This window comes from Rhizobium sp. SG_E_25_P2, assembly GCF_029892285.1.
Classification (GTDB): Bacteria; Pseudomonadota; Alphaproteobacteria; order Rhizobiales; family Rhizobiaceae; genus Rhizobium_E.
Genome location: NZ_JARXVM010000022.1, coordinates 68,094 through 94,719, shown reverse-complemented (window position 1 = coordinate 94,719; position 26,626 = coordinate 68,094). Strand labels below are relative to the sequence as shown.

Annotated in this window: 23 protein-coding genes; 8 read left to right on the top strand and 15 right to left on the bottom strand. The window is 59.4% G+C overall.

Going from position 1 to position 26,626, the window contains the following annotated elements; all coding sequences use genetic code 11:
• Positions 1–141: 141 nt before the first annotated feature.
• From purH to htpX, 4 genes are all read right to left on the bottom strand, one after another.
• The gene (gene purH / locus M2360_RS23860) at positions 142–1,755 is read right to left on the bottom strand and encodes a bifunctional phosphoribosylaminoimidazolecarboxamide formyltransferase/IMP cyclohydrolase (RefSeq protein WP_280777893.1); all 1,614 of its coding nucleotides are present in this window, start codon (positions 1,753–1,755) and stop codon (positions 142–144) included.
• A 95-nt stretch (positions 1,756–1,850) separates the two neighbouring features.
• Positions 1,851–3,491 carry a heparinase II/III family protein gene (locus M2360_RS23855; RefSeq protein WP_280777892.1) on the bottom strand — a complete coding sequence of 547 codons (1,641 nt, stop codon included), beginning with the start codon at positions 3,489–3,491 and terminating at the stop codon, positions 1,851–1,853.
• Positions 3,492–3,671: 180 nt separating this feature from the next.
• Positions 3,672–5,033, bottom strand: coding sequence for an RsmB/NOP family class I SAM-dependent RNA methyltransferase (locus M2360_RS23850; RefSeq protein WP_280777891.1), 1,362 nt, complete (start codon positions 5,031–5,033; stop codon positions 3,672–3,674).
• Complete coding sequence (gene htpX / locus M2360_RS23845) at positions 5,030–6,073, bottom strand: zinc metalloprotease HtpX (RefSeq protein WP_280777890.1); 1,044 nt, start codon at positions 6,071–6,073, stop codon at positions 5,030–5,032. The genes M2360_RS23850 and htpX overlap by 4 nt, the downstream gene beginning before the upstream one ends.
• Positions 6,074–6,159: 86 nt before the next feature.
• Between htpX and M2360_RS23840 the strand changes: the two genes are divergently transcribed.
• The 3 genes from M2360_RS23840 to M2360_RS23830 all read left to right on the top strand — a co-directional run bounded on the left by M2360_RS23840 (position 6,160) and on the right by M2360_RS23830 (position 7,190).
• Positions 6,160–6,360 carry a DUF1674 domain-containing protein gene (locus tag M2360_RS23840; protein WP_280777889.1) on the top strand — a complete coding sequence of 67 codons (201 nt, stop codon included), beginning with the start codon at positions 6,160–6,162 and terminating at the stop codon, positions 6,358–6,360.
• A gap of 51 nt (positions 6,361–6,411) precedes the next feature.
• Complete coding sequence (locus M2360_RS23835) at positions 6,412–6,879, top strand: thermonuclease family protein (RefSeq protein ID WP_280777888.1); 468 nt, start codon at positions 6,412–6,414, stop codon at positions 6,877–6,879.
• A 62-nt stretch (positions 6,880–6,941) separates the two neighbouring features.
• Positions 6,942–7,190: an excalibur calcium-binding domain-containing protein gene (locus M2360_RS23830; RefSeq protein WP_280777887.1), complete on the top strand. Its 249-nt coding sequence runs from the start codon at positions 6,942–6,944 to the stop codon at positions 7,188–7,190.
• A gap of 37 nt (positions 7,191–7,227) precedes the next feature.
• On the opposite strand, the gene acs is transcribed toward M2360_RS23830, so the two are convergent.
• On the bottom strand, positions 7,228–9,192 hold the full coding sequence (gene acs, locus M2360_RS23825; protein WP_280777886.1) for an acetate--CoA ligase: 1,965 nt from the start codon (positions 9,190–9,192) through the stop codon (positions 7,228–7,230).
• A gap of 221 nt (positions 9,193–9,413) precedes the next feature.
• Between acs and M2360_RS23820 the strand changes: the two genes are divergently transcribed.
• Entirely contained in the window at positions 9,414–10,103 is a 690-nt protein-coding gene (locus tag M2360_RS23820; RefSeq protein ID WP_280777885.1) for a DUF1013 domain-containing protein, read from the top strand.
• Positions 10,104–10,189: 86 nt separating this feature from the next.
• On the opposite strand, the gene M2360_RS23815 is transcribed toward M2360_RS23820, so the two are convergent.
• The gene (locus M2360_RS23815; protein ID WP_280777884.1) at positions 10,190–12,094 is read right to left on the bottom strand and encodes a propionyl-CoA synthetase; all 1,905 of its coding nucleotides are present in this window, start codon (positions 12,092–12,094) and stop codon (positions 10,190–10,192) included.
• Positions 12,095–12,247: 153 nt separating this feature from the next.
• Between M2360_RS23815 and M2360_RS23810 the strand changes: the two genes are divergently transcribed.
• Positions 12,248–12,625, top strand: a complete 378-nt coding sequence (locus M2360_RS23810; RefSeq protein ID WP_280777883.1) for a hypothetical protein — start codon at positions 12,248–12,250, stop codon at positions 12,623–12,625.
• On the opposite strand, the gene M2360_RS23805 is transcribed toward M2360_RS23810, so the two are convergent.
• Entirely contained in the window at positions 12,617–13,270 is a 654-nt protein-coding gene (locus M2360_RS23805; protein ID WP_280777882.1) for a YggS family pyridoxal phosphate-dependent enzyme, read from the bottom strand. The two genes, M2360_RS23810 and M2360_RS23805, sit on opposite strands and share 9 nt — an antisense overlap.
• A 158-nt stretch (positions 13,271–13,428) precedes the next feature.
• Here M2360_RS23805 and leuS point away from each other — a divergent pair, with 158 nt between their 5' ends.
• From leuS to holA, 3 genes are read left to right on the top strand one after another with little or no spacing between them, the layout of a single operon-like run.
• Entirely contained in the window at positions 13,429–16,059 is a 2,631-nt protein-coding gene (gene leuS / locus M2360_RS23800) for a leucine--tRNA ligase (RefSeq protein WP_280777881.1), read from the top strand.
• Positions 16,046–16,573, top strand: a complete 528-nt coding sequence (lptE, locus tag M2360_RS23795) for an LPS assembly lipoprotein LptE (protein ID WP_280777880.1) — start codon at positions 16,046–16,048, stop codon at positions 16,571–16,573. The genes leuS and lptE overlap by 14 nt, the downstream gene beginning before the upstream one ends.
• A gap of 1 nt (position 16,574) precedes the next feature.
• Positions 16,575–17,624: a DNA polymerase III subunit delta gene (gene holA, locus M2360_RS23790; RefSeq protein WP_280777879.1), complete on the top strand. Its 1,050-nt coding sequence runs from the start codon at positions 16,575–16,577 to the stop codon at positions 17,622–17,624.
• 10 nt (positions 17,625–17,634) lie between these two features.
• Here holA and M2360_RS23785 read toward each other — a convergent pair whose 3' ends face one another.
• The 8 genes from M2360_RS23785 to hemE all read right to left on the bottom strand — a co-directional run bounded on the left by M2360_RS23785 (position 17,635) and on the right by hemE (position 26,410).
• Complete coding sequence (locus tag M2360_RS23785; RefSeq protein WP_280777878.1) at positions 17,635–18,516, bottom strand: ParB/RepB/Spo0J family partition protein; 882 nt, start codon at positions 18,514–18,516, stop codon at positions 17,635–17,637.
• 31 nt (positions 18,517–18,547) lie between these two features.
• The gene (locus tag M2360_RS23780; protein WP_280777877.1) at positions 18,548–19,345 is read right to left on the bottom strand and encodes a ParA family protein; all 798 of its coding nucleotides are present in this window, start codon (positions 19,343–19,345) and stop codon (positions 18,548–18,550) included.
• Positions 19,346–19,365: 20 nt separating this feature from the next.
• Positions 19,366–20,001: a 16S rRNA (guanine(527)-N(7))-methyltransferase RsmG gene (locus tag M2360_RS23775; RefSeq protein ID WP_280777876.1), complete on the bottom strand. Its 636-nt coding sequence runs from the start codon at positions 19,999–20,001 to the stop codon at positions 19,366–19,368.
• 12 nt (positions 20,002–20,013) lie between these two features.
• Positions 20,014–21,882: a tRNA uridine-5-carboxymethylaminomethyl(34) synthesis enzyme MnmG gene (gene mnmG, locus M2360_RS23770; RefSeq protein WP_280777875.1), complete on the bottom strand. Its 1,869-nt coding sequence runs from the start codon at positions 21,880–21,882 to the stop codon at positions 20,014–20,016.
• Between the two features lie 86 nt (positions 21,883–21,968).
• Complete coding sequence (gene mnmE, locus M2360_RS23765; protein ID WP_280777874.1) at positions 21,969–23,285, bottom strand: tRNA uridine-5-carboxymethylaminomethyl(34) synthesis GTPase MnmE; 1,317 nt, start codon at positions 23,283–23,285, stop codon at positions 21,969–21,971.
• A 123-nt stretch (positions 23,286–23,408) separates the two neighbouring features.
• Positions 23,409–24,674 (bottom strand): transcription termination factor Rho, encoded by a 1,266-nt coding sequence (gene rho, locus M2360_RS23760; protein WP_280777873.1) that lies wholly within the window; start codon positions 24,672–24,674, stop codon positions 23,409–23,411.
• A 163-nt stretch (positions 24,675–24,837) separates the two neighbouring features.
• A complete protein-coding gene (gene hemJ, locus M2360_RS23755) occupies positions 24,838–25,371 on the bottom strand; it encodes a protoporphyrinogen oxidase HemJ (RefSeq protein WP_280777872.1) in 534 nt (177 codons plus the stop codon).
• Positions 25,364–26,410 (bottom strand): uroporphyrinogen decarboxylase, encoded by a 1,047-nt coding sequence (gene hemE, locus M2360_RS23750; protein WP_280777871.1) that lies wholly within the window; start codon positions 26,408–26,410, stop codon positions 25,364–25,366. Before hemE ends, hemJ begins: the two co-directional genes overlap by 8 nt.
• Between the last annotated feature and the right edge of the window lie 216 nt (positions 26,411–26,626).

Genomic DNA, 26,626 nt, shown 5'->3' with positions numbered 1-26,626 from the left:
CAATCTAACGGTCCAAGCCAGAGGTCTCTCAACTACTATGTAGAACTCGTCCAGTCCTCCACCGTAGGTGGAGGTTTATTTACTTCATAAAAAACCCGCCTTCCGGTGAAGAAGGCGGGCCTCTATTATGCGCCTATCCGTTTAGTGGCGGAAGTGGCGCATGCCGGTGAACACCATGGCGACGCCATGGGCATCCGCCGCATCGATCACTTCCTGATCGCGCATCGAGCCGCCGGGCTGGATGACCGAGGTGGCGCCAGCCGATATCATCGAGAGAAGACCGTCCGCGAAAGGCAGGAAGGCTTCCGACGCCGCCGCCGACCCACGGGTCTTCGGTTCCGCCCAGCCCGCCGCTTTCGCCGCATCCTCGGCCTTGATGGCGGCGATGCGCGCCGAATCGACTCGGCTCATCTGGCCGGCGCCGATGCCGGCGGTCTGTCCATCCCTGGCGTAGACCACGGCGTTTGATTTCACATGCTTGGCGATCGTATAGGCGAATTTGAGATCCTCGATCTCTTGAGCGGTGGGGGCGCGCTTGGTCACGACCTTCAGCGTCACATCGTCGATCACCCCGGCGTCACGCGCCTGCACCAAGAGGCCGCCGGATACGGTCTTGGCCGTCAGGCCGGGATGGCGCGGATCGGGCAGTGCGCCGGTGGTCAAAAGTCTCAGATTGGGCTTGGCGGCGATGATCGCCTTGGCCTCGTCGGACACGTCGGGAGCGATGATCACTTCGGTGAACAGCTTGACGATTTCCCGTGCGGTTTCCGCGTCGAGCAGCGAGTTCAGCGCGATGATGCCGCCAAAAGCCGAGGTCGAGTCGCAGGCCAGCGCCTTGAGATAGGCTTCCCGCAGCGAACCGCCGGTGGCGACACCGCAAGGATTGGCGTGCTTGATGATGGCGCAAGCCGGACCCTTTTCAGGCGCGAATTCCGCCACCAGCTCGAACGCCGCGTCGGTGTCGTTGATATTGTTGTAGGAGAGCTGCTTGCCCTGCAGAAGCGCGGCAGTGGCGACGCCCGGACGGTTTTCGCCGGTCACATAGAAGGCCGCCTTCTGGTGCGGGTTCTCGCCGTAACGCATTTCCTCACGCAATACGCCGCCGATGGTGCGGTAGCGCGGCGCGTCAACGCCGAGATCCCCAGCCATCCAATTGGCGATGGCCGTATCATAGGCAGCGGTGCGGGCGTAAGCCTTCTGCGCCATCAACTGCCGGAAGCGGTAGGGCGTCGCGCCCTCGGCCTTCAGATGTTCGACCAGCGTGGCGTAATCGGCCGGATCGGTGATGACGGTGACATAGGCATGGTTCTTGGCCGAGGCGCGGATCATCGCGGGGCCGCCGATATCGATATTCTCGACGCTTTCGGGATAATCGGCGCCCTTGGCCCGGACCTCTTCGAAGGGATAGAGATTGATGATCGACAGATCGATCGCGGAAATTCCGTGATCCGCCATCGCCTTCTGGTGATCGACGTCGTCGCGGATGGCGAGAAGGCCGCCATGCACATTGGGATGCAGCGTCTTGACGCGACCATCCATGATTTCCGGGAAGCCGGTGACCTGGGACACGTCGGTGACGGACACGCCCGCCTCCGACAGCGCCTTGAACGTGCCGCCGGTCGACAGAATGGCGACCCCGAGCGCAACCAGCTCGCGGGCGAGCTCCACCACGCCTGTTTTGTCCGATACCGAGATGAGCGCGGTCTTCACCGTGACCAGATCCGGCGCGGGAATTCGTTTCGATTGCACGGCCATGCCATGATCCCCCTGAAAGCGATGTCTGCCGCGCCGTTAGCACAGGCGGCGCGTGGTTTAAACCCCGCTTTCGGGCCAGTCAGGTCTTTCGACGGTCAGCCCGGGCCGCGATGGGTCAACACCCACTGGATTTCCGGCAGAAGGCCGGCGGTATAGGCAAGCTCCAGCATCCGACAGGCGCGCACGCCGCTCGGATCGGCGAAGAACACATCGTCCTCAATCAGCACTTCCGCGTCCATGCAGACGAAGGTCCACTGTTCGCCATCCGGCGCAAGCAAACGCACTTCGTTCTCGTCGATGCGGCGGATGTCGATCTGCGGATGGATATGGAAGCGGATCGACACCTTGTCGAGCCGGTCCTCGCCGACATCTGCGCCGTCGGCGGTCTTCAGCCGGTCCTTGCCACGCAACAACGCGCCGGTGGAATTGATGCTGATGGTCCTCTCATGCACCAGGCCGAACGGAGCGACATAGCCATCATGCGAGGCGGCCACCGCCTGGCCGCCTTCTTCGGCGTCATGACGGCGCAACGCAACCGCGCTCGGTCCCTCGAGAAAGGGCGCGCCTTCCGTCTTCTTCCTGACCATGCGGGCCGACGAGGTGTCGTTCAAGGTCAACGCCGAATGCGCCGCTGTGGCGCGGGCGAGCTGCCGATAATGATCGCCGGCGAAATGCGGCGAGCCGGAATTGATGATGAAGCGGTTTTTCCCAGACGACAGCTCGAAGGACAGACAGCCGGCATGCGCCTCGCGCGACATATCAGCAGAAATCGGCAAGCCGACATCCATCAATACCACCGCGCTGCCCGCGGACAGCCGCTGATAGCCCATATGCGGCAAGGCCCTGAACGGCGCGCCCGCCGTCTCGTCATAGCGCAGCGCCGACATCAGTTCGCGTGCGAGCGTCGAAGTCGCGCCGTTGAACAAGGCGAGTTCCCCGCCCTGATGACGAAAGAAACGCAACGCCGGAAACATTCGGTCGATGGTCGGCACGAGCCTTGCCGGCAAATCATGGCCGAGATTGACATAGGTCTGCCTGAGCGGCAGCAAGTCGAGCAAGATTTCGAGGCCTGCGCGCGGATTGCGGGAGATATGACCGCCATCGGGCAGGATCTGCCGTTCCAGCTCGGCGTCCAGGAGTTCTGCAGCCCGCGCCACCCGTTTGTCCGAGGTCGGCGTCGCCAGCGACGCCATCGCAAGCGCGATGCGCGCCGTCAGCCGCGGCATTCCGTCGGCGCTCGAAGGCGCCATGGCTTCGAGATAGCGGACGTGATCGGATATCGATCGCAGGAACCGCCTATAGAATGCCATGTCGGTGTTCTTAAGCAGCACTGTGGAATGAGACAACCAGGCAATCAGCCTTTGGGCGGCAAGGCCCGGCTCCCAGACGAAACCGGAAATCTGGCGGCCATGCGCGGCCAGCCATTCATCGGTCAACCGCCGGGCGACAGCAGCATGCGCATCATTCTTGGAGGCTCGGACATGCCGAAGCCAGGAAAACCCATGCAGGCGATTGGCGAATTCCTTCGACGGCAATTCGAGCAGGAACGGCGATCGTCCCTCGCTGACCAGCAACCGCCCCGCCAGGGGAAAACGCCCTTCGGCGATTTCCTCAGCGACGAAGGGATCCGCCGCGCGAAGATCGGTCGGCGCCACCAGCAGTCGATCCGGCGGACGGCGCAGGCTCGGAAGGGCGGCAATTCTCCAGGCGGTCAGCCGCCCCAAAGCCCGTCGCATGCGCTCACTCATGACCGAGGCGGCGTCCCATGTTTTTCCAACAGATGGTGATCCAGCATTCAGCCAATACAATTTTCCTAATACAGCGCGATGTAAAGACCTCGCTCCAATTTTTGGAAGATTCAGGCCCGATTCGAATGCTTACAGAGCCATGGACCGCGCCGCCATCGGCAAGATCAGTTATTCAGCCCTTTCGATAACGGCGGCATAGAAGCCGTCAACGCCGTTCATCATGTCAGGCGTGGTGCGAATCTGGCCGTTACGTATTATTTCGGTGGGAATATTCGGAAATTCTTCGGGGTTTACAGGGCGCATCCGGGCGGATGGCGTTTCCCTGAGAAAGCCTTCGATCAATTCCTCGCCCTCGATCGGATCGAGAGAACAATTGGCGAAGACCAGACGCCCGCCCTTTGCAAGCATTGCAAATGCGGCGTCGAGCAGGCGGCGCTGAACCGAAGCGAGCTTGGCGACATCGTCGAAACTCTTGGTCCAGACGACATCGGGATGCCTGCGAATGGTGCCGGTCGAGGAGCAGGGCGCATCGAGAAGGATGGCGTCGAAAAGTTCTTCCGGCTTGAGATCTTCGAGTTTCGAAACCACGAAATCGGCTTCGAAGCCAAGACGGGCGAGATTTCCCTTGAGCCGTTTCATGCGGCTGGCAGACTGTTCGACCGCCGTCACCTTTCCGCCTGCGAGAACGAGCTGCGCCGTCTTGCCCCCAGGGGCGGCGCAAAGATCAGCCACCCGCTTGCCGGATATGTCGCCCATCAGCTTGGCGGGAATCGCGGCTGCGGCGTCCTGCACCCACCAGTCTCCCGCGTCAAATCCTTGGAGTTCGGTAACGGCGCCATGGAGTTCGGTCAGCCGTACACTGCCTGTCGGCAAAACGGCGCCGCCCAGCTTTTCCGCCCAACCCTGCGGATCGGTCTTTACGGTGAGATCGAGAGGCGGCAGCGTGATGAAATTGCAGCCGATCTTGCGCGCCACATCCGCGCCATAGGCAGCGATCAGTCGTTTCTGAAACCAGGCGGGAAAGATCGGAACGTCGGCCGCGACGCGGGCAAGCGCCTCATCCTTTTCACGGCTCAGCCGTCGCAGCAGCGCGTTGACGAGATTGGCGAAACGCGTCGATCGCGGATCGAGGCGGGCCTGCTCGACCGCCAGATCGACGGCGGAGTGATCGGGCACGTCGAGAAACAGGATCTGGGCGGCGGCGACCGCGAGCACATAGCGCAAATGCCGCGCTCCATCTGGCAACGGCGTTTGCAGATAGCTGTCGAGAATGGCGTTGATCCAGGCGAGATGGCGAAGACCGGAGTTGAGAATGGCGCGAACCAGCGCCTTGTCGGCGCCTGACAAGGCGCGAAAGGCGGGATTTCCGTGATCATCGTCGATGACGCCATCCATCGGCGTCTTCTGGTCGACGATGGCCGCCATCATCTTGGCCGCCGCGGCGCGGGCGGCGTAACCCGGCTTGTCCGAAATTTCGGCCTCCTGTCTGTAGGACGTCTTGCGGGGAGGGCGGCCGGATGTTTTGGTCAAGAATAAGGTCCTTCGGGAGGTTTGCGGTCGCCGCGCCCCCAGGTGATGTTGGGCACGGAGCGACCTTTGCGACCGGGATTATCAGGCGCGGGCCGATCCGTCGAGGCCCCCCAAGGGCTGGGGCGCTGTTGCGATGGCTGAGCGGCGGGTTCCTGGCGCGGCGGGGAGGGCTGCGGACGCTCGGGCGCGGCCCGCATTCCCCGCGCCAACTCCTGCAAGGCTGCAATGCGGTTTTCGGTGTTGGGATGAGTGGAGAAGAGATTGTCCATCCGCTCACCCGACAGGGGATTGATGATGAACATATGCGCAGTGGCCGGATTGGCTTCCGCTCGCGGATTGGGAATCTGATGCGCCGCCGTGGCGATCTTTTCGAGCGCGGAGGCGAGCCAAAGGGGGTTTCCGCAAATTTCGGCGCCGCGCCGGTCGGCGGCATATTCGCGTGTGCGGCTGATCGCCATCTGCACCAGCATGGCGGCGAAAGGCGCGATGATCATCGTGGCCAACACGCCGATGAAGCCGAGAGGATTGCTGCGCTCGTCGCGATTGCCGCCGAACAGGAAGGCAAAATTGCCGAGCATGGAGATCGCCCCGGCCAGGGTGGCGGTGACCGTCATGATCAGCGTATCGCGATTTTCGATATGCGCCAGTTCATGCGCCATCACGCCCGCGACCTCTTCCGGCGTCAGCCGTTGCAAGAGACCGGTGGACGCCGCCACGGCGGCGCTGTCGGGGCTGCGGCCGGTGGCGAAGGCGTTCGGCTGGTCGGAATTGATGATATAGACGCGCGGCATCGGCAGATTGGCGCGGGCGGCGAGATCGCGGATCATCCGATGGAATTCCGGCGCGCTCGACTCATTCACCTCCTGCGCGTCATAAGAGGACAGCACCATGCTTCCGGAATTCCACCAGGAAAACAGGTTCATGCCGGCGGCGACCACCAGAGCGATCATCATGCCGCCACGTCCGCCGATCATGAAGCCGACGCCCATGAACAAGGCCGTCATGAAGGCGAGCAACATGGCTGTCTTGACGTAATTCATCCGTTTCTCCTTGATGCGGGTCTTGAATTCCGCCTGCGTGCAATGACATGGGAAGAGACGCGATAAAATTCAATCCGGGTAGAACCATGACCGAAGCCGATAATGACAATGACGAAACCGGCGGCAAGCCGCTGTCACCGGCGGCGCTTAGAGCCCTTCAGGAAGCCGAGGAACGCCGTAAGGCGGCCGAGGCGCAGGCGCAGCCGCCGGAAGTCGGCGGTCGCGGCGGCGCCGATCCCGCCCGCTTCGGCGATTGGGAAATCAACGGCCGCGCAATCGATTTCTGATCTGAAAGAATTCCTATTGATTGCGGTCTGAATTCGGAATATTTTCCTTTCATGTTCAGATCGCTTCGACTGCTCGTTCCATCACAGGTTCTCGCGCTCGCTCTGTTGGGGGCGAACTCTACACATGGCTGTGCGGAAGGCAGCCGCCGCTATCATGTCGACGGTCCTGTGGCGGCAGAGCTTGTGTCGGTCATCGATGGCGACACGGTGCTGGTCAATGCCCGCCCCTGGCCGCAGCAGACCATTTCTGTGATGGTGCGCTTGCGCGGCGTCGACACGCCAGAGCTGAAAAGCCGCTGTCCTGAAGAGCGGGACAGGGCGCGCGCAGCGCGCGATTTGCTCGAAGAGCGTCTGCAGGCTGGGGATCTGCAACTTTCCGATATCGACGCCGACAAATATTTCGGTCGGGTGGTGGCGCGCCTCACCTTCGGCGAGACGAGTGACGCCTCCGATCTCCTGCTCGCCGCCGGTCTGGCGCGGCCATACGGCGGCGGAAAGAAAGCACCGACTTCGTGCTGAGGTTGCGGCGCGTTGGTGGATTGTTCGCTTTTGGTGGTTAAGGCTCCGGCAGGAGTCCTGTCATGCCGTTGTTTCTTATCTTGTCTCTGTCGCTGATCCCGCAGCCCCTTGCGATGACCGCGCGCCCGCCGCAGCCCACTGTTCAAGCGATCAGACTAAGCTGTAAACAGATGTCGTCCTGCGAAGAGGCTGTCACGCTGTGGTGCGCGGGTTATCGTCGCGCTGATGGCGACAATGACGGCATACCCTGTGAGAATGTCTGTCATTCGATCGAACAGGTCGAAGAGATCGTTAGCCGGCAGGGTTGTTGAAAGGGGCCAGCGCAAAAACGCCAGCCCCTCTTCTATGTCATGACGCCTTTTTCATCTGCCGGTTCTGTCGATTGGCGATCAACTCGTCGACGACGCCGGGATCGGCGAGCGTCGAGGTGTCGCCCAACGCCCCGAAATCGTCCTCGGCGATCTTGCGCAGAATCCGGCGCATGATCTTGCCAGAGCGGGTCTTGGGCAGGCCCGGCGCGAACTGTATCTTGTCAGGTGAGGCGATCGGGCCGATTTCCGTCCTGACATGCTTGACCATCTCGGCCCGCAGAGCGTCATTGCCCTCGACGCCCGACATCAGCGTCACATAGCAATAGATCCCCTGGCCCTTGATATCATGCGGATATCCGACCACGGCGGCTTCCGAAACAAGATGGTGCGACACCAGCGCCGATTCGACTTCCGCCGTGCCGAGCCGGTGGCCCGAAACATTGAGCACGTCGTCGACGCGGCCAGTGATCCAGTAATAGCCGTCTTCGTCGCGCCGGCAGCCGTCGCCGGTAAAGTATTTGCCCTTGTAGGTGGCGAAATAGGTCTGGATGAAGCGGTCATGATCGCCGTAGACGGAGCGGGCCTGACCAGGCCAACTGTCGGTGATGCACAGATTGCCGTCCGCCGCGCCCTCGATTGGATTGCCGTCATTGTCGACCAGTTCAGGCTTGATGCCGAAGAACGGTCGCGTCGCCGAACCCGGCTTGAGGTCTGTGGCGCCCGGCAGCGGCGAAATCAGGATGCCGCCGGTTTCGGTCTGCCACCATGTGTCGACGATCGGGCATTTTCCTTCGCCGACGACATTGTAATACCACTCCCAGGCTTCCGGATTGATCGGTTCGCCGACCGAACCCAGAAGTTTCAGCGTCGAACGCGACGAGCGCTTCACAAAGTCGTCGCCAGCGCCCATCAGCGAGCGGATGGCGGTGGGCGCTGTGTAGAAGATATTGACCTTGTGCTTGTCGATCACTTCCCAGAAACGGCCCTGATCCGGGAAATTCGGCACACCTTCGAACATCAGCGTCGTGGCGCAATTGGCCAGCGGCCCATAGACGATATAGGAATGGCCGGTGACCCAGCCGACATCCGCCGTGCACCAGTAGATGTCGCCGTCATGATAATCGAACACATATTCATGCGTCATCGAAGCATAGACCAGATAGCCGCCGGTCGTGTGCATCACGCCCTTCGGCTTGCCGGTGGAGCCCGACGTATAGAGGATAAAGAGTGGGTCTTCGGCGCGCATCTTCACCGGCGGGCAGTCCGCCTTGACGGTGGAGACCTCCTGGTGATGCCAGAGGTCACGGCCCGGCGCCCAGCCGATCTTGCCGCCGGTGCGGCGCACGACCAGCACCTTGTTGACGATCACGTAGTTCTTCGCCGCGATATCGATGGCGATATCGGTGTTTTCCTTGAGCGGCACCGGCTTGCCGCCGCGCACGCCCTCATCGCAGGTGATGACGAAGGTGGATTCGCAGTCGACGATGCGGCCGGCCAGCGCTTCCGGCGAGAAACCGCCGAACACGACCGAATGGATCGCACCGATGCGGGCGCAGGCGAGCATCGCATAGGCCGCTTCCGGGATCATCGGCATATAGATGGTGACGCGATCACCTTTCTTGACCCCATGCTTCTTGAGCACATTGGCCATGCGGCAAACATGCTCGTAAAGCTCGTTATAGGTGATCTTCTTGTCGATATAGGGGTTGTCGCCTTCCCAGATGATGGCGGTGCGTTCGCCATGCGTCTTCAGGTGACGGTCGATGCAGTTATAGGAGACGTTGGTCTGTCCGTCTTCGAACCACTTGATCGGCACTCGTCCCTTGAACGAGGTGTTCTTGACCTTGGTGTAAGGCTTGAACCAATCGATGCGCTTGCCATGCTTGCCCCAGAACTTGTCGGGGTTCTCAACGCTTTCCTCATACCATTTCTGGTATTTTTCATCGTCGATCAGCGCGCGCGTTTTTGCCGGCTTTAGCACCGGATACACTTTGGCGGACATTGGCTCCTCCCAATTCGTTCGCTCGGAACCGCAACTCTTTTGCGGTTGGATGACAATAACATAGCACCGGAAATGGCCGCGGCAATGAGACTTTGGTCAACGGATTTGCAAACAATTGCAATTTCGCGACGCTTGGGCTATAAGCGCCCAATTCCCCGGACATTGTGGCAAACACAAACGGCCTGCGACCCCGGCGCAGGCGGCTCAGAAGGATTGTATCCATGGCTCAACAGCTGCTCATGCCGAAGGCGACTGCGATCTGGCTGGTCGACAATACGGCGCTGTCGTTCGACCAGATCGCGCAGTTCTGCAAACTGCATCCGCTCGAAATCAAGGCGATCGCCGATGGCGAAGCAGCCCAGGGCATCAAAGGCCTCGATCCAATTTCGACCGGCCAGTTGTCGCGCGAGGAAATTGCCCGCGCCGAAGCCAATCCTAACCACAAGCTGAAGCTTTCCGAACCCAAGGTTCGCGTTCCCGAATCCAAGCGCAAGGGCCCGCGCTATACGCCTGTCTCCAAGCGCCAGGATCGCCCCAACGCCATTCTCTGGCTGGTGCGCAATCATCCGGAGCTTAAGGATGCGCAGATCTCGCGCCTGGTCGGCACCACCAAGAACACCATTCAGCAGATCCGCGAGCGCACCCACTGGAACTCCACCAATCTGACCCCGATGGATCCGGTGACGCTGGGCCTCTGCTCGCAGATCGATCTGGACATGGAAGTCGACAAGGCCGCCCGCAATCGTCCGTTCCAGACGGAAGAAGAGCAGGGCGCCACGCTCGAATCGGCTCGCGAGACCGAACGCGTCGCCGACCACGACGATTTCAAGGAAATCGACGCCGACGCCGTCTTCGCCAAGCTCAAGTCGCTTTCGGCGAACCGCGTCGACGAAGACGACGATCAGTACTGATCGAAGACAATCACAGAAATTTGAAAAGGCCCGATCCTGGCGCGACGGGCCTTTTTCTATGCGTGCAATAAATAGTCGCCTCAAGCTCAGTGACCATGCGCCCTCAGCGCCGCCTCGATTTCGCCGAGAATGGCGGGATCGTCGATGGTGGCGGGCATTTTCCAGGGCTGACGGTCGGCGATCTTCTGCATCGTGCCGCGCAGGATCTTGCCAGAGCGGGTCTTGGGCAGCCTTGCGACCGGGATCACCATCTTGAAGGCGGCGACAGGGCCTATTTCCTGCCGGACGAGATTGACCACTTCCTTTTCGATCGCCGCGGCTTCACGTGAAACATTGTTCTTGAGCACCAGGAAGCCGCAGGGAATCTGCCCCTTCAACTCATCGGCCACGCCGATGACGGCGCATTCGGCGACATCCGGATGTGTCGCGCAGACCTCCTCCATCTGTCCCGTCGACAGGCGATGGCCGGCGCAATTGATAATGTCGTCGGTGCGGGCCATGATGAAGAGATAGCCGTCCTCGTCGCGATAGCCGGCGTCGGCGGTCTTGTAATAGCCCGGAAATTCCTCAAGGCAGCTTTTGCGGAACCGGTCGTCGGCGTTCCAGAAGGACGCGAGACAGCCCGGCGGCAAAGGCAGCTTGATGACGATATTGCCGAGCACGCCGTTGGCAACCGGATGGCCGGCGTCATCGACCACATCGACCTGATAGCCCGGCATCGGCAGCGCCGGCGACCCGTGCTTGACCGGCAGGAGATCGAGGCCGAAGGGATTGGCGGCGATCGCCCAGCCGGTTTCCGTCTGCCACCAATGATCGATCACCGGCACGCCGAGATGACGCTCGGCCCATTTGAGGGTTTCGGGGTCGGCCCGCTCACCGGCAAGAAACAGCGCCTTCAGCGCCGGCATCGGGTACTTGTCGACGAAATCCGCCTCGGGGTCTTCCTTGCGAATGGCGCGGAACGCTGTCGGCGCTGTGAACAGCGCAGTGACGCCATGTTCGGCGATCACCCGCCAGAAGGTGCCGGCATCCGGCGTGCCGACCGGCTTGCCTTCGAAGACGATGGTGGTCGATCCGTTGATCAGCGGCGCATAGACGATATAGGAATGGCCGACCACCCAGCCGATATCGGACGCTGACCAGAACACCTCGCCCGGCTTGACGCCATAGATGTTCTCCATCGACCAGGCGAGCGCGACCATGTGGCCGCCATTGTCGCGCACCACGCCCTTCGGCTGGCCCGTCGTCCCCGATGTGTAGAGAATATAAAGCGGATCTGTTGCCAGAACCGGTTCGCAGGCGATCTGGTCGCGCCCGGAGGCCTTAGCCTCTGCGCAGGCGGCGGCGAAATCCACATCCCGCCCCTCGACCATCTCGGCTATCGCCTGCGGCCGCTGCAACACCAGCACATGATCGGGCTTTACCGTGCCATCGGCAATCGCCTGGTCGACCATCGGCTTGTAGGGCACCACGCGGCCGGGCTCCAGCCCGCAACTCGCCGTGATCACCAGCCTGGCTTCAGAATCCTCGATGCGATGCATCAGTTCATGGGCGGCAAAGCCGCCGAACACCACCGAATGCACCGCGCCCAGCCGCGCGCAGGCCAGCATCGAGAACACCGCCTCTGGGATCATCGGCATATAGATGACCACCCGGTCGCCTTTGCCGATCCCGAGACTGCTTAAAACACCTGCGATCGCCTTCACCTCGGCAAGCGCTTCGGAATAGCTGTAGCGCGTGACGGAGTTGGTCATCGGGCTGTCATGGATCAACGCCAGCTGGTCCCCGCGCCCATCCTCGACATGGCGGTCGAGACAATTGTAGCAGGTGTTGGTCACACCATCCGGATACCAGCGGCCATAGACTCCCAGGCTCTTGTCGAATATCTTGGTGGGCGCGCGGAACCAGTCGATCTTCTCCGCAGCCTGTTTCCAAAAGAACAGCGGATCTCGCTCCCAAATCGCATAAACATCCCTGTATCCGCCCGTCATCGTTTCCGCCTCCCGATCGAAACCGCCTATTGCGCAATTATCGTGAAGGAGCGGATGGGGACAATCCGACCAAAGGGTTAGATGCGGCGCGATACAATCGTTTGAATTGACAAAGCGCAAGGCTGGAATGGCAAGCGCGCCCAGGAGGACATCATGAACACACTTTCGCGCAGCTGCTGGATCGCATCCGCACTCTATCTCACCATCGGCATGGTGCTCGGCATCTATATGGGCATCGCGCAGGATCACACGCTGGCGCCGGCGCACGCCCATCTCAATCTGGTCGGTGGCGTGCTTCTGGCGCTGTTCGGCTGCTACTACGCGCTGACGGCGGGGTCAGGCACGCGCCGCCTGGCGGTGATCCAAGTTATCGTCGCCAATCTCGCGGTTGTGATCTTTGCGCCCGGAATTGCGCTCGCGGTGCAAGGAGAGGGGGAGGGGCTGGCGATTGCCGGCAGCCTTCTGGCGCTTCTCTCCATGCTGCTGTTTCTGACGGTGGTGGCGACCCAGCCGCGACCAGTTTCAGCGTGAACCGAAGATCGCCGAGCCCACACGGACGCTCGTCGCCCCCATGGCCGTGGCGATCTCAAAATCGCCCGACATGCCCATCGACACTCTGTCGACGCCATTTTCCCGGGCCAGCTTGGCGAGCAGCGCAAAATGCGGACCGGGATTTTCGTCCGCCGGGGGAATGCACATCAATCCCTCGATAGCGAGGCCCAGGTCGTTGCGGCACAGGGAAAGGAAAGCGGGCGCGTCATCCGGGGCGACGCCCGCCTTTTGCGGCTCGAGCCCGGTGTTGATCTGCACATAGAGGCGAGGGCTGCGGCCTTGTTTGTCCATCTCGGTCTTCAGCGCCCGGGCGATCTTTTCGCGATCGACGGTCTCGATCACATCGAACAGGGCGACAGCGTCTTCGGCCTTGTTGGACTGCAACGGCCCGATTAGCCGCAACTCGATGTCCGGGAACTCCGCCCTCAGCGCCGGCCATTTCGCCTCAGCCTCCTGAACCCGGTTTTCGCCGAAGACACGATGGCCGGCCTCGATCACCGGTCGCACCTCTTCACCGGAAAATGTCTTGGTCACGGCCACCAGTTGTGGCGCGGCTTTTCCGGCCTCGTCAGCGGCTTTGGCGATGCGGGCGAGGATCTCGTGATAGCGGTCGACGGTCGACATGAACGGCTCCTTCTTTGATGCGCCTACCTAGCCTCCGCCCCCTGTCTTTGCCAAGAGCGGGAGGCGCTTCCAGCCGCCTAAAAACTTGACGCGACCCCGCTTTCATGATGAAGGTCACCCCCGATTTGATCGAGAATTCAGGGTCCCGGACAAGAAAAATGGCGTCAGAACGTTACAATCCGCGCGCGGTCGAACCCCGCTGGCAGCAACGCTGGAACGAAGAGAAAGTCTTCGAGACCGACAACAACGACCCGCGCGAGAAGTATTACGTCCTTGAGATGTTCCCCTATCCGTCGGGCCGCATCCATATGGGCCATGTGCGCAACTATGCGATGGGCGATGTCGTCGCACGCTTCAAGCGCGCCCGCGGCTATAATGTCCTGCATCCCATGGGTTGGGACGCATTCGGCATGCCGGCTGAAAATGCGGCGATGAAGAATAAGGTCCACCCCAAGGACTGGACCTACGAAAACATCGCGTCAATGCGCAAGCAGCTGAAAAGCATGGGCCTTTCACTGGATTGGTCGCGCGAATTCGCGACCTGCGACGTCGCCTATTACAAGCGCCAGCAGCACCTCTTCCTCGACATGATGGAAAAGGACCTGGTCTATCGCAAAAATTCCAAGGTCAACTGGGATCCTGTCGATATGACCGTGCTCGCCAATGAGCAGGTGATCGACGGTCGCGGCTGGCGCTCCGGCGCATTGGTCGAGCAGCGCGAACTGACCCAGTGGTTCTTCAAGATCACCGACTTCGCCCAGGATCTGCTCGACAAGCTGGACACGCTTGAGAACTGGCCGGAAAAGGTCCGGCTGATGCAGAAGAACTGGATCGGCCGCTCCGAAGGCCTGACCGTTCGCTGGGACGTCGTGGCGCATGACGGCTTTGCCGATCTCAAGGATATCACCGTCTACACCACCCGTCCGGACACGCTGTTCGGCGCTTCCTTCCTGGCGATCTCCGCCGATCATCCGGTCGCCAAGGCGGCCGCCGCCAAGGATGACAAGATCGCAGAATTCTGCGACGAATGCCGACGTGCCGGCACCTCGCTGGCTGCGCTGGAAACAGCGGAAAAGAAGGGCATGGACACGGGTCTGCGTGTTCGCCATCCCTTCGACGCAACTTGGGAAATCCCCGTCTACATCGCCAATTTCGTGCTGATGGATTATGGCACGGGCGCGATTTTCGGCTGCCCCTCGGGCGACCAGCGCGACCTCGACTTCGCCAACAAATACGGTCTGCCCGTTACGCCCGTGGTGATGCCGGACGGCGCCAATCAGGATGAGTTCCGCGTCACCGACGAAGCCTATATCGGCGACGGCGTGATGATCAATTCGCGCTTCCTCGACGGCATGAGCACAGAGAAAGCCTTCGACGAAGTGGCCAACCGCTTGGCCGCCACCGATCTGCATGGCGCGCCGCAGGCAGAGCGCAAGGTGAATTTCCGCCTGCGCGACTGGGGCGTTTCCCGCCAACGTTATTGGGGTTGCCCGATCCCCGTAATTCATTGCGAAGTCTGCGGCGTCGTGCCGGTTCCGAAGAAGGACCTGCCGGTGCAGCTGCCGGATGACGTGACATTCGACATGCCCGGCAACCCGCTCGATCGTCATGCGACCTGGCGGCATGTCGCCTGCCCGCAATGCGGCCATGATGCGCGACGTGAAACCGACACGATGGATACGTTCGTCGATTCATCATGGTATTACACCCGCTTCACCGCGCCCTGGGAAGATGCGCCGACCGATCCCGCCACCGCCGACGCCTGGCTGCCGGTCGATCAGTATATCGGCGGCATTGAGCATGCGATCCTGCATCTGCTCTATTCCCGCTTCTTCACCCGCGCCATGCGCGAAACAGGCCATGTGGGTCTGGACGAGCCCTTCAAGGGCCTGTTCACCCAGGGCATGGTGGTGCATGAAACCTATAGCCGCGGCGAGGGCGCCCAGCGCGAATGGATCGAGCCGGCGCAGATCCGCATCGAAGAGGTCGAAGGCTCGCGCAAGGCCTATCTGCTCGAGGGCGGCGCCGAAGTCGCGATCGGCTCGATCGAGAAAATGTCGAAGTCCAAGAAGAACGTCGTCGATCCCGATGACATCATCGCTTCCTATGGCGCCGACACCGCACGCTTCTTCGTGCTGTCGGACTCGCCGCCGGATCGTGACGTCATCTGGACCGAAGGCGGCGTCGAAGGCGCCCATCGCTTCGTACAGCGCGTCTGGCGCCTGATCTCTGAAGCCGCCGAACAGCTGAATACCGTCGAGGCGACTCCGGCTAAGCAAGGTGATGCGCTGGCGGTTTCCCAGGCCGCCCACAAGACCTTGAAAGCGGTCGAGGGCGATTATGAACGGCTGGCCTTCAACAAGGCCGTGGCCCGTATCTATGAACTGGTCAACGCGCTGGCCCAGCCGCTGACCACGGTCGCAACCGGGAAGGCGGATGCCGTTTATCTCGCGGCGGTTCGCGAGGCCGCCGAAATTCTGGTGCATCTTATCGCGCCAATGACGCCGCATCTCGCCGAGGAATGCTGGACTGTTCTCGGCAAACAGGGCCTGATGGCTGAAGCAGCCTGGCCTGTCTTCGACAAGGATCTGGTGGCGGAAAACGAAATCACCCTGCCGGTCCAGATCAACGGAAAGAAGCGCGCCGATTTGACAATCGCCCGCGATGCAGATCAAACTTCGATCCAACAGGCGGTGCTGGCGCTTGACGCGGTCCAGGCTGCTCTCGAGGGCAAAACGCCGAAAAAAATCATTGTGGTGCCGCAAAGGATCGTCAATGTCGTCGTCTGATAGGAAACTCGCCACGCCCCTGAATCGGATTTTTTCCGCTGCAGGCCTCGGTTTGTTGCTCATTTCGGCCGGATGTCAGGTCCGGCCCCTCTACGCCACAGGTTCGGGTGTTGACGAGGCGCTGAAATCGATCGAATTTTCAGAAGCCGATGACAGGATCGAGCTCGAAGTTCGCAACAACCTGATCTTCCTGACATCGGGCGGGGCAGGGGAACCGGCCAAGCCTGATTATGAGGTCGACATCGACGTGAAGACCCGCAATGTCGGCGTTCTCGTCGATAGTTCCGCCGATCAGGACCGTGCCGGCAGAATAGTCCTGAAGGCCGATTTCACGCTGACGAAGAAATCATCCGGAGAGGTCCTCAAGACGGGGCACCGCTCCGCAGTGGCGCTGGTTGACTTCAATACCCAGGAATACGCCAAGATCCGCGCGACGCGCGATGCGGAGAACCGCGCCGCCCGCGAACTGGCCGAACTCATTCGCGCCGATCTGGCCGCCTGGCTCGGCCGGTGACATGGCCGAAATCAAGGCGCATGAATTCGACGTCTTTATAAAGCGGCGGCTGGGCGACCACCGCCTCTTTCTCATTTACGGTCCGGATCGGGGCCTGGTGTCGGAGCGCGCGGACGCAGTGGCAGCCGCCACGAAAGTCGATACCAAGGACGCCTTTTCTTTCATGCGCCTGGACGCCTCCGCTTTGTCAGGAGATCCGGGACGTCTCTATGATGAAGCGCGTTCCACGGGCTTGTTCGGTGGCGAAAAACTTATCTGGATCAAAGGCGCCGGCGCAGACAAGGGCCTGGCGGACGCGGTCACCAATCTGGGGGGTGACAAAGACCTTTCCGCCTGGATCATCATCGAAGCCGGAGATCTCAAGAAAGGCGCAAATCTTCGGAAGGCGGCGGAATCGGCCTCTTCCGCAGTCGCCATACCATGCTACGCCGACGACGCGCGGGCGCTGAATGGCCTGATCGACGAAGAACTGGCTTCCTTCAGCCTGAAAATCAGTTCTGACGCACGCGCTCTTCTGGCTGACTCGCTTGGCGGCGATCGTTTGGCCTCGCGCGGTGAAATCCGCAAACTTGCTCTCTATGCTTGGGGACGCCAGACCATCGAGGCCGATGACGTGGTTGCGGTGATTGGCGACGCAAGTGCGATCTCTACCGATGACGCCGTGGATGCGGTGTTAAAGGGCGACCGCGATGGCTTTCTGCACGCGACGCAAAAGGTTATCGCCTCGAAAACCCCGGTTTTCCTGATCATGCAAGGCGTGATGCGGCAATTGCAACTGCTCGACCTGATGCGCTCCGATATGGAGGAACGCCGCTCCAGCGCCGCCGATGCGATTGCCGCTCACGGTCGGCATCTTCATTTCCGCAGAAAACCGATCATTGAAGCTGCTTTGCGCGCCTGGACCGGAGAGCTCATCGCACGTGAACTCAACCGACTTCATTTCGCCATTCTACAATGCCGTCGACGCAACAGTCTTGAAGATACCATCGCCCTGCAGACATTGCTCGCCACCACGCTGATCGCGGGTCGCGGCAAGCAGTCACGCAATTAATTAGCCGGATTCAATTTCTCTCCAGCAACCGGCACAGGTCTTCGAGCTGATCCAGGGTCTTATAGGCGATCATGATGCGACCGCCTTCTCCTTTATGCGCAACCTTGACCTCCAGGCCGAGCTTGTCGGTAAGGCTCCGCTCAAGCGCCAATGTATCCGCATCGGGTTCCACCGGCTTCGGCTTGTCTGAACCGCCATTCTGCCCCTTAATGTCGTTTTGGGCCATTCGCTCGGCATCGCGGACGGACAAGCCTTTGGATACGATCGCCCGCGCAAGACCCACCGGATCGGATGTTGGGATCAAGGCGCGAGCATGTCCAGCCGACAGTTTCCCGTCATAGAGCATGTCGCGAACGGGATCGGGCAGCTTCAACAGCCGCAAACTGTTGGCGACATGGGAACGACTCTTGCCGATGATTTCACCGAGGTCATTCTGAGTGTAGCCATGTTCCGCAATCAGCTGATCATAACCCATGGCTTCTTCGATCGGATTGAGATCCGATCGCTGCACATTTTCGACAATAGCAAGTTCGAGCGCCGTACGATCATCCACATCCCGAATGATGACCGGAATATCGACCAGTCCCGACAATTGGGCAGCGCGCCACCGACGTTCACCCGCAATAATCTCAAATTTGCCATCCGGCATCGGCCGCACCACAACCGGCTGGACAATACCGTGTTGGCGGATAGACGATGCAAGATCCTGAAGTTCTTCCTCGAGAAAATTCTTTCTTGGATTTCGAGGATTCCGCAGGACCATTTCGATCGGCACGCGCCGGTCGGAACCGACGATCGGTTTGCCTTGCTGAACCGACAGGGGTTGGTCCATTTCGCCAATCAAAGCAGCTAGACCGCGTCCCAGACGACGCTTTGAGGGATCTTCGTTCATATCAACACCAGACTATTTCGAAAACGAAATGTTATGCAGCACGGCTATGCTGCCGCTCCCGCTGAATGACTTCCGACGCCAATTGCAGATAGGCCTGGCTACCTGCACATTTCAGATCATAGAGAATCGCCGGCTTGCCATATGAGGGGGCTTCGGAAACTCGCACATTGCGCGGGATCAGCGTATGATAGACCTTTTCACCCAGGTGTTCGCGCACATCAGAGACAACCTGCTGAGCCAGATTGTTTCGAGAATCGAACATGGTCAACACAATGCCTTGAATGTCCAAACCGGGATTCACGGATCGGCGCACCTGATCGACTGTCTCCAGAAGCTGGCTTAAACCTTCCAAGGCGAAGAACTCGCATTGCAGCGGCACCAAGACAGATTGAGCGGCCGCGAGTGCATTCATCGTCAACAGGTTAAAAGACGGCGGGCAGTCGATAAGGATATAATCATATTGGCCAGCTTCTGGGCTACTTAGCGCCTGACGCAGGCGATACACACGGTCTGGCTGTTGACCAATTTCCATTTCGACGCCGAGGAGATCCATGGTTGACGGGGCAATCGCCAAATTGGGAACAACGGTCGGCATGACGACGTCATTGACACCGTGAGCGCCAACCAGAAGGTCATATGTGGAAAGCCGGCGGCTGCGTCGATCGATCCCCAGACCGGTGCTGGCATTGCCCTGCGGATCGAGATCGACGATCAAGACCCTCTCGCCGATAGCAGCCAATGCGGTCGCCAGATTGATCGCGGTGGTGGTTTTTCCCACTCCGCCTTTCTGGTTGGCAATGGTGATGATGCGATGCTTCGGCTTGTTCATTTGGCCCACCAAAAATGAGGTCAGGAGTTCTTTTGAAGCCGTCGAATTTCAAGGACCACGGAATCCGGCTCCACAATGCTGGTGTGTTTTACCAGATCATAGCACCAGCGCCTACGCGATTTTTCCACCTCACCGAGGTAATCCCGGCCTTTGTGCAGATAGCAGACAAGATCTGTATTCCTCAACGCCCAGGGATGGGCGTAGTCGAGAAGCAAATCCAGCTCGGCAAGGGCACGTGCCGACAGGAAGTCGCAAGAACCAATGAGATCGGGCGCCGTCTCGATCCGAACAGCATGCACTGAGCCACGCCCCCCGGTCGCCGCCAAAGCGGCGCGAAGGAAAGCCGCTTTCTTGTTGTTGCTTTCGACCAGATGCACATGACCTTCACCGAATTCAGCCAGAAAAATTGCGGTGACGACACCCGGAAATCCACCGCCGCTCCCCAGATCCACCCAAATGCCGGGCTTTGACTGGATCGTCATCAATTGTGCGCTATCCAGGATATGACGCTCCCATAACTCTGAAAGCGTCGAAGGCGCGACCAAGTTGATCGCCGAAGACCATTTTGTAAAGACTTCAGCAAAGGTGGACAAGCGATCCAGCGTTTCACGTGAAACACCCATACCGATCAGTTTGGCGCGGAGACTCTTCTGCATTGCAACCAAGGATCAACCAACTTTCCGCAATATTTCGCGCTTTTTGATTATCGTGAGGATGAGTGTGATAGCCGCTGGCGTCATGCCGTCAATTTTGGCAGCCTGGGCGATGTTTCTCGGTTTGAATCGGATCAACTTCGATTTCAACTCAGCAGACAGGCCGGGCAAATCGCTAAAATCCAGATCATCCGGAATAATCCGCTCTTCTTCGCGGCGTGTTTCTGACGCTTCCGACGCCTGACGATCAAGATAGACCGCATAGGCCGCTTCAATTTCAATCGCTTCGCGGCTCTTCTTTGACGTCGAATTCAATTCGGGCCAAATCTCTCCAAGACGATCCAACGTCACATCCGGATATGACAACAGCTCGTAGGCTGTACGTCGCTGTCCATCTTGATTGATGCGCAGTCCATGTTTAGCCGCTTCATTGGGAGTAAGCGCGTGCTCCTTCAGCTGAAAACGAACTGTATCAAGATCCCGCATGAAAGCGTCGAACCGATGGCGTCTTTCATGACCAACAAGCCCCAGTTCAATCCCCACAGGCGTCAACCTCTGATCGGCATTGTCAGCGCGAAGCGATAGACGGAACTCGGCGCGGGATGTGAACATACGATATGGCTCGCTGACACCGCGCGACGTCAGATCGTCAATCATGACGCCGATATAGGACTCCGTACGACTGAAGATATAGGCTTCCCGACCGCCGACCCGTCGTGCTGCGTTCAGTCCCGCAACAAGACCTTGTGCGGCAGCTTCTTCATAGCCGGTGGTTCCGTTGATTTGCCCCGCCAGGAACAGGCCTGGCAACCGCTTCACTTCCAGGCTCGGCAACAATTCGCGCGGATCAACATGGTCATATTCAATTGCATAACCGGGCTGAATGATTTTCACCGACTCCAACCCGGGAATGCTCCTGATAAAGGCGTCTTGAACATGTTCCGGCAGGGAGGTCGAAATCCCGTTGGGATAAACAGTCGGATCATCCAGGCCCTCGGGCTCCAGGAAGATCTGATGACCATCACGTTCCCCGAAACGAACGATCTTGTCTTCGATCGACGGGCAATAGCGCGGACCAACGCCTTCAATCTGACCCGAATACATTGCCGACAGATGAATATTGTCTTGAATGATTTTGTGCGTTTGCGGCGTTGTCCGAGTCACCCCGCAGTCAATCTGCGGATTGGTGATGTCATCAGTCATGAAAGAAAATGGCGACGGGTCTTCATCGGGGCCTTGCCGCTCCAGACCCGTCCAATCGATTGTCCGGCCGTCAAGTCGCGCCGGCGTGCCAGTCTTCAATCGCCCCAATGACAACCCCAATTTGGCGAGCGTCCCCGAAAGACCGATAGACGGATCTTCGCCCACTCGTCCGGCGGGGATCTTTCGATCGCCAATATGGATGAGCCCCCTCAGGAATGTACCTGTTGTCAGGACGACGGACCCGCAAGCCAACGTTTCTCCCGTGGCCAGAGAAATAGAGGACACGCCGCTCGCGTCATAAGTGAGATCAACGACATCGCCCTCGATAACTTCGAGATTGGCGTGATTCACTATCTCTGCTTGCATCGCCTCCCTGTAGAGCCGGCGATCGGCCTGAGTTCTGGGCCCACGTACAGCCGGGCCTTTACGCCGGTTCAGCATCCGAAATTGAATGCCGCCTTTGTCGGCGACGCGACCCATCAAACCGTCCAAGGCATCGACTTCTCGGACGAGATGCCCTTTTCCAAGGCCACCGATCGCCGGATTGCAGGACATGGCCCCAATCGTTTCGAATTTGTGCGTTACCAGGGCGGTTTGAGCACCCTGTCTGGCCGAGGCCGAAGCAGCTTCGACACCCGCATGTCCGCCACCAACCACGATGACATCATATCGGCGATGCATGTGAGTCTCCGTTCATTGCGCCTCCGAATCGGTTGCGCGTCAGTGTTTCACGTGAAACGTGAGACTCGCAATGCGAGAATCACCTTTCACTTACCAATGCAAAATTCCGAGAAGATTACACCTAGCAGATCATCGGGATCTACAAAACCAGTTATTCGCCCAAGCTCTCTTGCTGCGAGCCGTAAAGCTTCAGAACGGATCTCCAGTGGAAGATCTACCGATGCCCATGCCAGGTCGATTTGAGACAGCGCCGAAGCAAGGAGACTACGATGCCGCGCCCGCGCTGGAGCAAGATCAAACCCACCATCGCCCGCAAAGTTCCTGATGCGTTCAGCAATGACATTGGTCAAACGGTCCAGTCCGTATCCCGTCACGACAGAGATCGACAGCGCCTCGGGGTCGTTCGAATTATCGTCAGCCTTCGTTCGAATGTTTAAATGTTCCACATCCGAATCGACATGTTCATAAGCGCCTTGATCGGCATGTTCCCGAAGGCTTAACACCAGATCAGCCTGTTGTGCAGATTCCCGGGCGCGCTTGATCCCCTCCGCTTCCACCACATCTGGAGCTTCACGCAATCCCGCTGTATCGGTCAAGCGCACCAGATAGCCCTCAACATCGAGATCAACCGTAATCAGATCCCGCGTCGTTCCAGCGATATCAGTAACAATCGCGGCTGGGCGTTTTGCCAACGCATTGAGCAAGCTCGATTTTCCGGCATTTGGTCTGCCAATGATGGTGACGTGGAAGCCATCCCGCACCATTTCCGCAGATTTTCCCCTCGCCAGAAGGGATTTTATTTCGGTTCCGATTTGATTTACGTCACGCCAAACCTGATCGCTGATCGCACCCGGGATGTCATCTTCATCCGGAAAATCGAGTTCGGCCTCGATCAATGCCCTTGCCCGGGTCAACCGCTCCATCCAGTCACGATACAGCCGTGATTGGTCCCCTCTTGCCTGGGACAAGGCAAGCCTGCGCTGCATCTCGGTCTCAGCGGCAATCAGATCGGCAAGTCCTTCGGCCTCGCTCAGATCAAGCCTGTTGTTTTCGAATGCCCGGCGAGAAAATTCACCCGGCTCCGCATGCCGACATCCTGGGATAGCCGACAGTTCATCGAGAACCGCGCGCACGACGGCGCGGCCGCCATGCAACTGCAGTTCCAGCACGTCTTGCCCCGTAAAGGATCGTGGACCGACAAAGTAGAGAATGACCGCAGCGTCAATGAGATCGCCGCCAGGCCGCTTTACCGGCCGAACCAGAGCCCGTCTCGCTTCGAGATCGTCCAGGCAAAAGTGATCACGTACCCGATCCACGCCAGGCCCGCTGACACGCACCACCGCGACGCCGCTGGGAAGCGACCCGGAAGAGAGAGCGAAGATCGTATCGTGGGACGACGTCATATCCAGCCTGTGTAGAAAAATAGGGGCGCAAATAAAAACCGCCGGGCGCGCCCGGCGGTTGCCATACTGTATTTTTCAATGTTGCTCAAGCACGGGCAGGCAAGCGTGCCCCGCTGGGCTTGCTCAGGTGTTCATCGAATCGAAGAAGTCGCCGTTGTTCTTCGTCTGCTTGAGTTTGTCGATAAGGAATTCGATCGCGTCGGTGGTGCCCATCGGGGCGAGAATACGACGAAGCACGAAGACTTTTTGCAGGTCCTGGCGCGGCACAAGAAGGTCTTCCTTGCGGGTGCCGGACTTGAGGATATCCATAGCCGGAAAAATGCGCTTGTCCGCCACCTTGCGATCCAGCACGATTTCCGAGTTGCCGGTGCCCTTGAACTCTTCGAAGATCACTTCGTCCATGCGGCTGCCGGTATCGATCAGAGCAGTCGCGATAATGGTGAGGGATCCACCCTCCTCAATATTGCGGGCTGCGCCGAAGAAGCGCTTCGGCCTTTGCAACGCATTCGCGTCGACGCCGCCAGTCAGAACCTTGCCGGAAGAGGGCACCACCGTGTTATAGGCGCGGCCAAGACGGGTGATAGAGTCGAGCAAGATCACCACATCGCGACCATGTTCGACCAGCCGCTTTGCCTTCTCGATCACCATTTCGGCAACCTGAACGTGGCGCACCGCCGGTTCGTCGAACGTCGAGGAGACGACTTCACCGCGGACCGAACGCTGCATGTCCGTGACTTCTTCCGGACGTTCATCGATCAACAGCACGATCAGATAGCATTCCGGATGATTGGCGGTGATCGAATGGGCAATGTTTTGTAGCAGCACGGTTTTACCGGTGCGCGGCGGCGCGACGATCAGACCGCGCTGGCCTTTGCCGAGTGGAGCCACCAGATCGATCACACGGGGCGACATATCCTTGGTGGTAGGAATGTCGAGCTCCATCTTGAACCGTTCATTGGGGTAGAGCGGCGTCAGATTGTCGAAGTGGACCTTGTGGCGAATCTTTTCCGGATCATCGAAATTGATCGTGTTGACTTTCAGCAACGCGAAATAGCGTTCGCCTTCCTTCGGGCTGCGAATTGGACCTTCCACCGTATCGCCGGTTTTCAACGAGAAACGACGGATCTGCGAAGGTGAAATGTAGATGTCATCAGGGCCAGGAAGGTAGTTGGCATTGGCGGATCGCAAAAATCCAAAGCCGTCCTGAAGGAGCTCGACGACGCCCTCGCCGATGATCTCGACCTCTTGCGCTGCGAGATTCTTCAAGATCGCGAACATCAGTTCCTGCTTGCGCATGACGCTGGCGTTTTCGACAGCCACGGATTCGGCGAATGCCAGAAGATCTGTGGCGGTCTTGTTCTTGAGGTCTTGGAGTTTCATCTCGTCCATGAAGGGAACCATCAGAGCGTTGGGAAAAGAATAACCGGAGCGGTCAGGGGATCGGCATGTGGGAGGGAGAAAGCATGCCGCGATGCAGAATGAAGCAGAGTTGTCGCGTCATTGAGCGTGCGATTAGTGCTCTGCCAGACTCGAAGCGCTTTTTCAAGTCAAATCAGAAGGGCTTTACGATTACCAGCAAAACGATGGCGATCATCAACAGCGCCGGAGCCTCGTTGAGAAATCGCCAGCCGCGCTCGGTCATCGGCCGTTCATCTCGACCGAACGCCCGCATGGCGCGGCCGAAATAGACATGCACCCCCGTCATCGCCGCGACGGCGGCGATTTTGGTATGCAACCAGCCGCCGGTAAAGCCGAAACCATCCCAGGCGAGATAGAGGCCGAGTCCCCAGGATATCATCATCGCGGGGTTCATAATCACCCGAAACAGACGCCGCTCCATGGTCTTCAGCGTCTCGGACGTGCCGGAACCGGGCTGAGACTGATGATGATAGATAAACAACCGCGGCAAATACAACAGCCCGGCCATCCAGGAGATCACCGCGATCACATGCATCGCTTTGATCCAGAGATAGGCGTTGTCGGGTGCGAAAAAGAAAACCGCGCCAACCAGAAGCAGGAATACCGCGAGCGCCACGGCCGCCCGCCGCCCCGCCCCGGTTCCCGAATTCCTTTTCGCCTCAGCCATCGTTTTCTCCAGAGCCGCCGCGGATGATCGCCAGCAGCCGCGTAACATTTTCCGGGTCGGCTTGTGGCGTGATGCCATGGCCGAGATTGAAGATCAGCGGTCCATTGCCCAAACGATCCAGGATCCTCTTCACGCGACTGTCCAGCGCATCCCCGCCGGCAACCATCAACAGCGGGTCGAGATTGCCCTGAACGGCCCCATCCTTCTGCAATTCCGCTGCGAAATCCAGCGGCAATGTCCAATCGAGCCCGATCGCGTCAGCGTCGACGCCGCGACGATAGGTGCGGAGATTGGCCCCTGCGCCTTTCGCGAAGGCGATGACTTTCGCCGAAGGGCGCGCAGCTCTCAGCGTATTCACGATACGACGAACTGGCTGTACTGCATAGCGCTGGAATTCCTCATCGCCGAGCACGCCCGCCCAGGAATCGAAAATCTGCACGGCGTCGGCGCCGGCGTCGATCTGGCGGATCAGGTAATCAGCGGAGGCTTCGGCGATCACCGCCAAAAGCCGTTCGAAGGCTTGGGGGTAACGATAGGCAAAAAGCCGCGCCGGCGCTTGGTCCGGCGTGCCGTGACCCGCGATCATGTAGGTCGCGATCGTCCACGGCGCTCCGCAAAAGCCGAGCAGCGTCGTTGATCCCGGCAGGTCTCTCCGCAATCGGCTGACAGCCTCGAAAACCGGAGCGAGGCGCAGGGCAAGATCCGGGACGTCCAGAGCCTCGATTTCCTCAACTGAAATCGGGTCCATTTGCGGGCCTTCACCCTCCACGAAACGCACGTTTCGTTCCATGGCGTCGGGGATGACGAGAATATCCGAAAACAAGATCGCAGCATCGAAGCCATACCGCCGTATCGGCTGCATTGTCACTTCCACAGCGAGATCAGGCGAATAACAGAGATCGAGAAAGCCTTTCGCTTGCTGTCGGGTCTGCCGATACTCCGGCAGGTATCGTCCCGCTTGCCGCATCAACCACACCGGAGGCGGGCTGACGGTTTTGCCCGACAGAACGTCCATCACTTTGCGCGCCGTCTTTTCCACATCCCGCCCCATAAAAGAATAGATAGATAGAGATTGCTATTTCTTAAGAGTCGGTGGGTTTCAAGGATTATCAAAGCTCAACAGCTTTTTCATCCCGCGACCCAAGCGCACAGCTGGATGCGAGCTCATGGAGCCTTTGTTGTGGATAAATTGATTGAAGACCGATTCCAAACGTGATTCCAATATGTTGCGATCGATCTTGCGAAATCGGGTCTG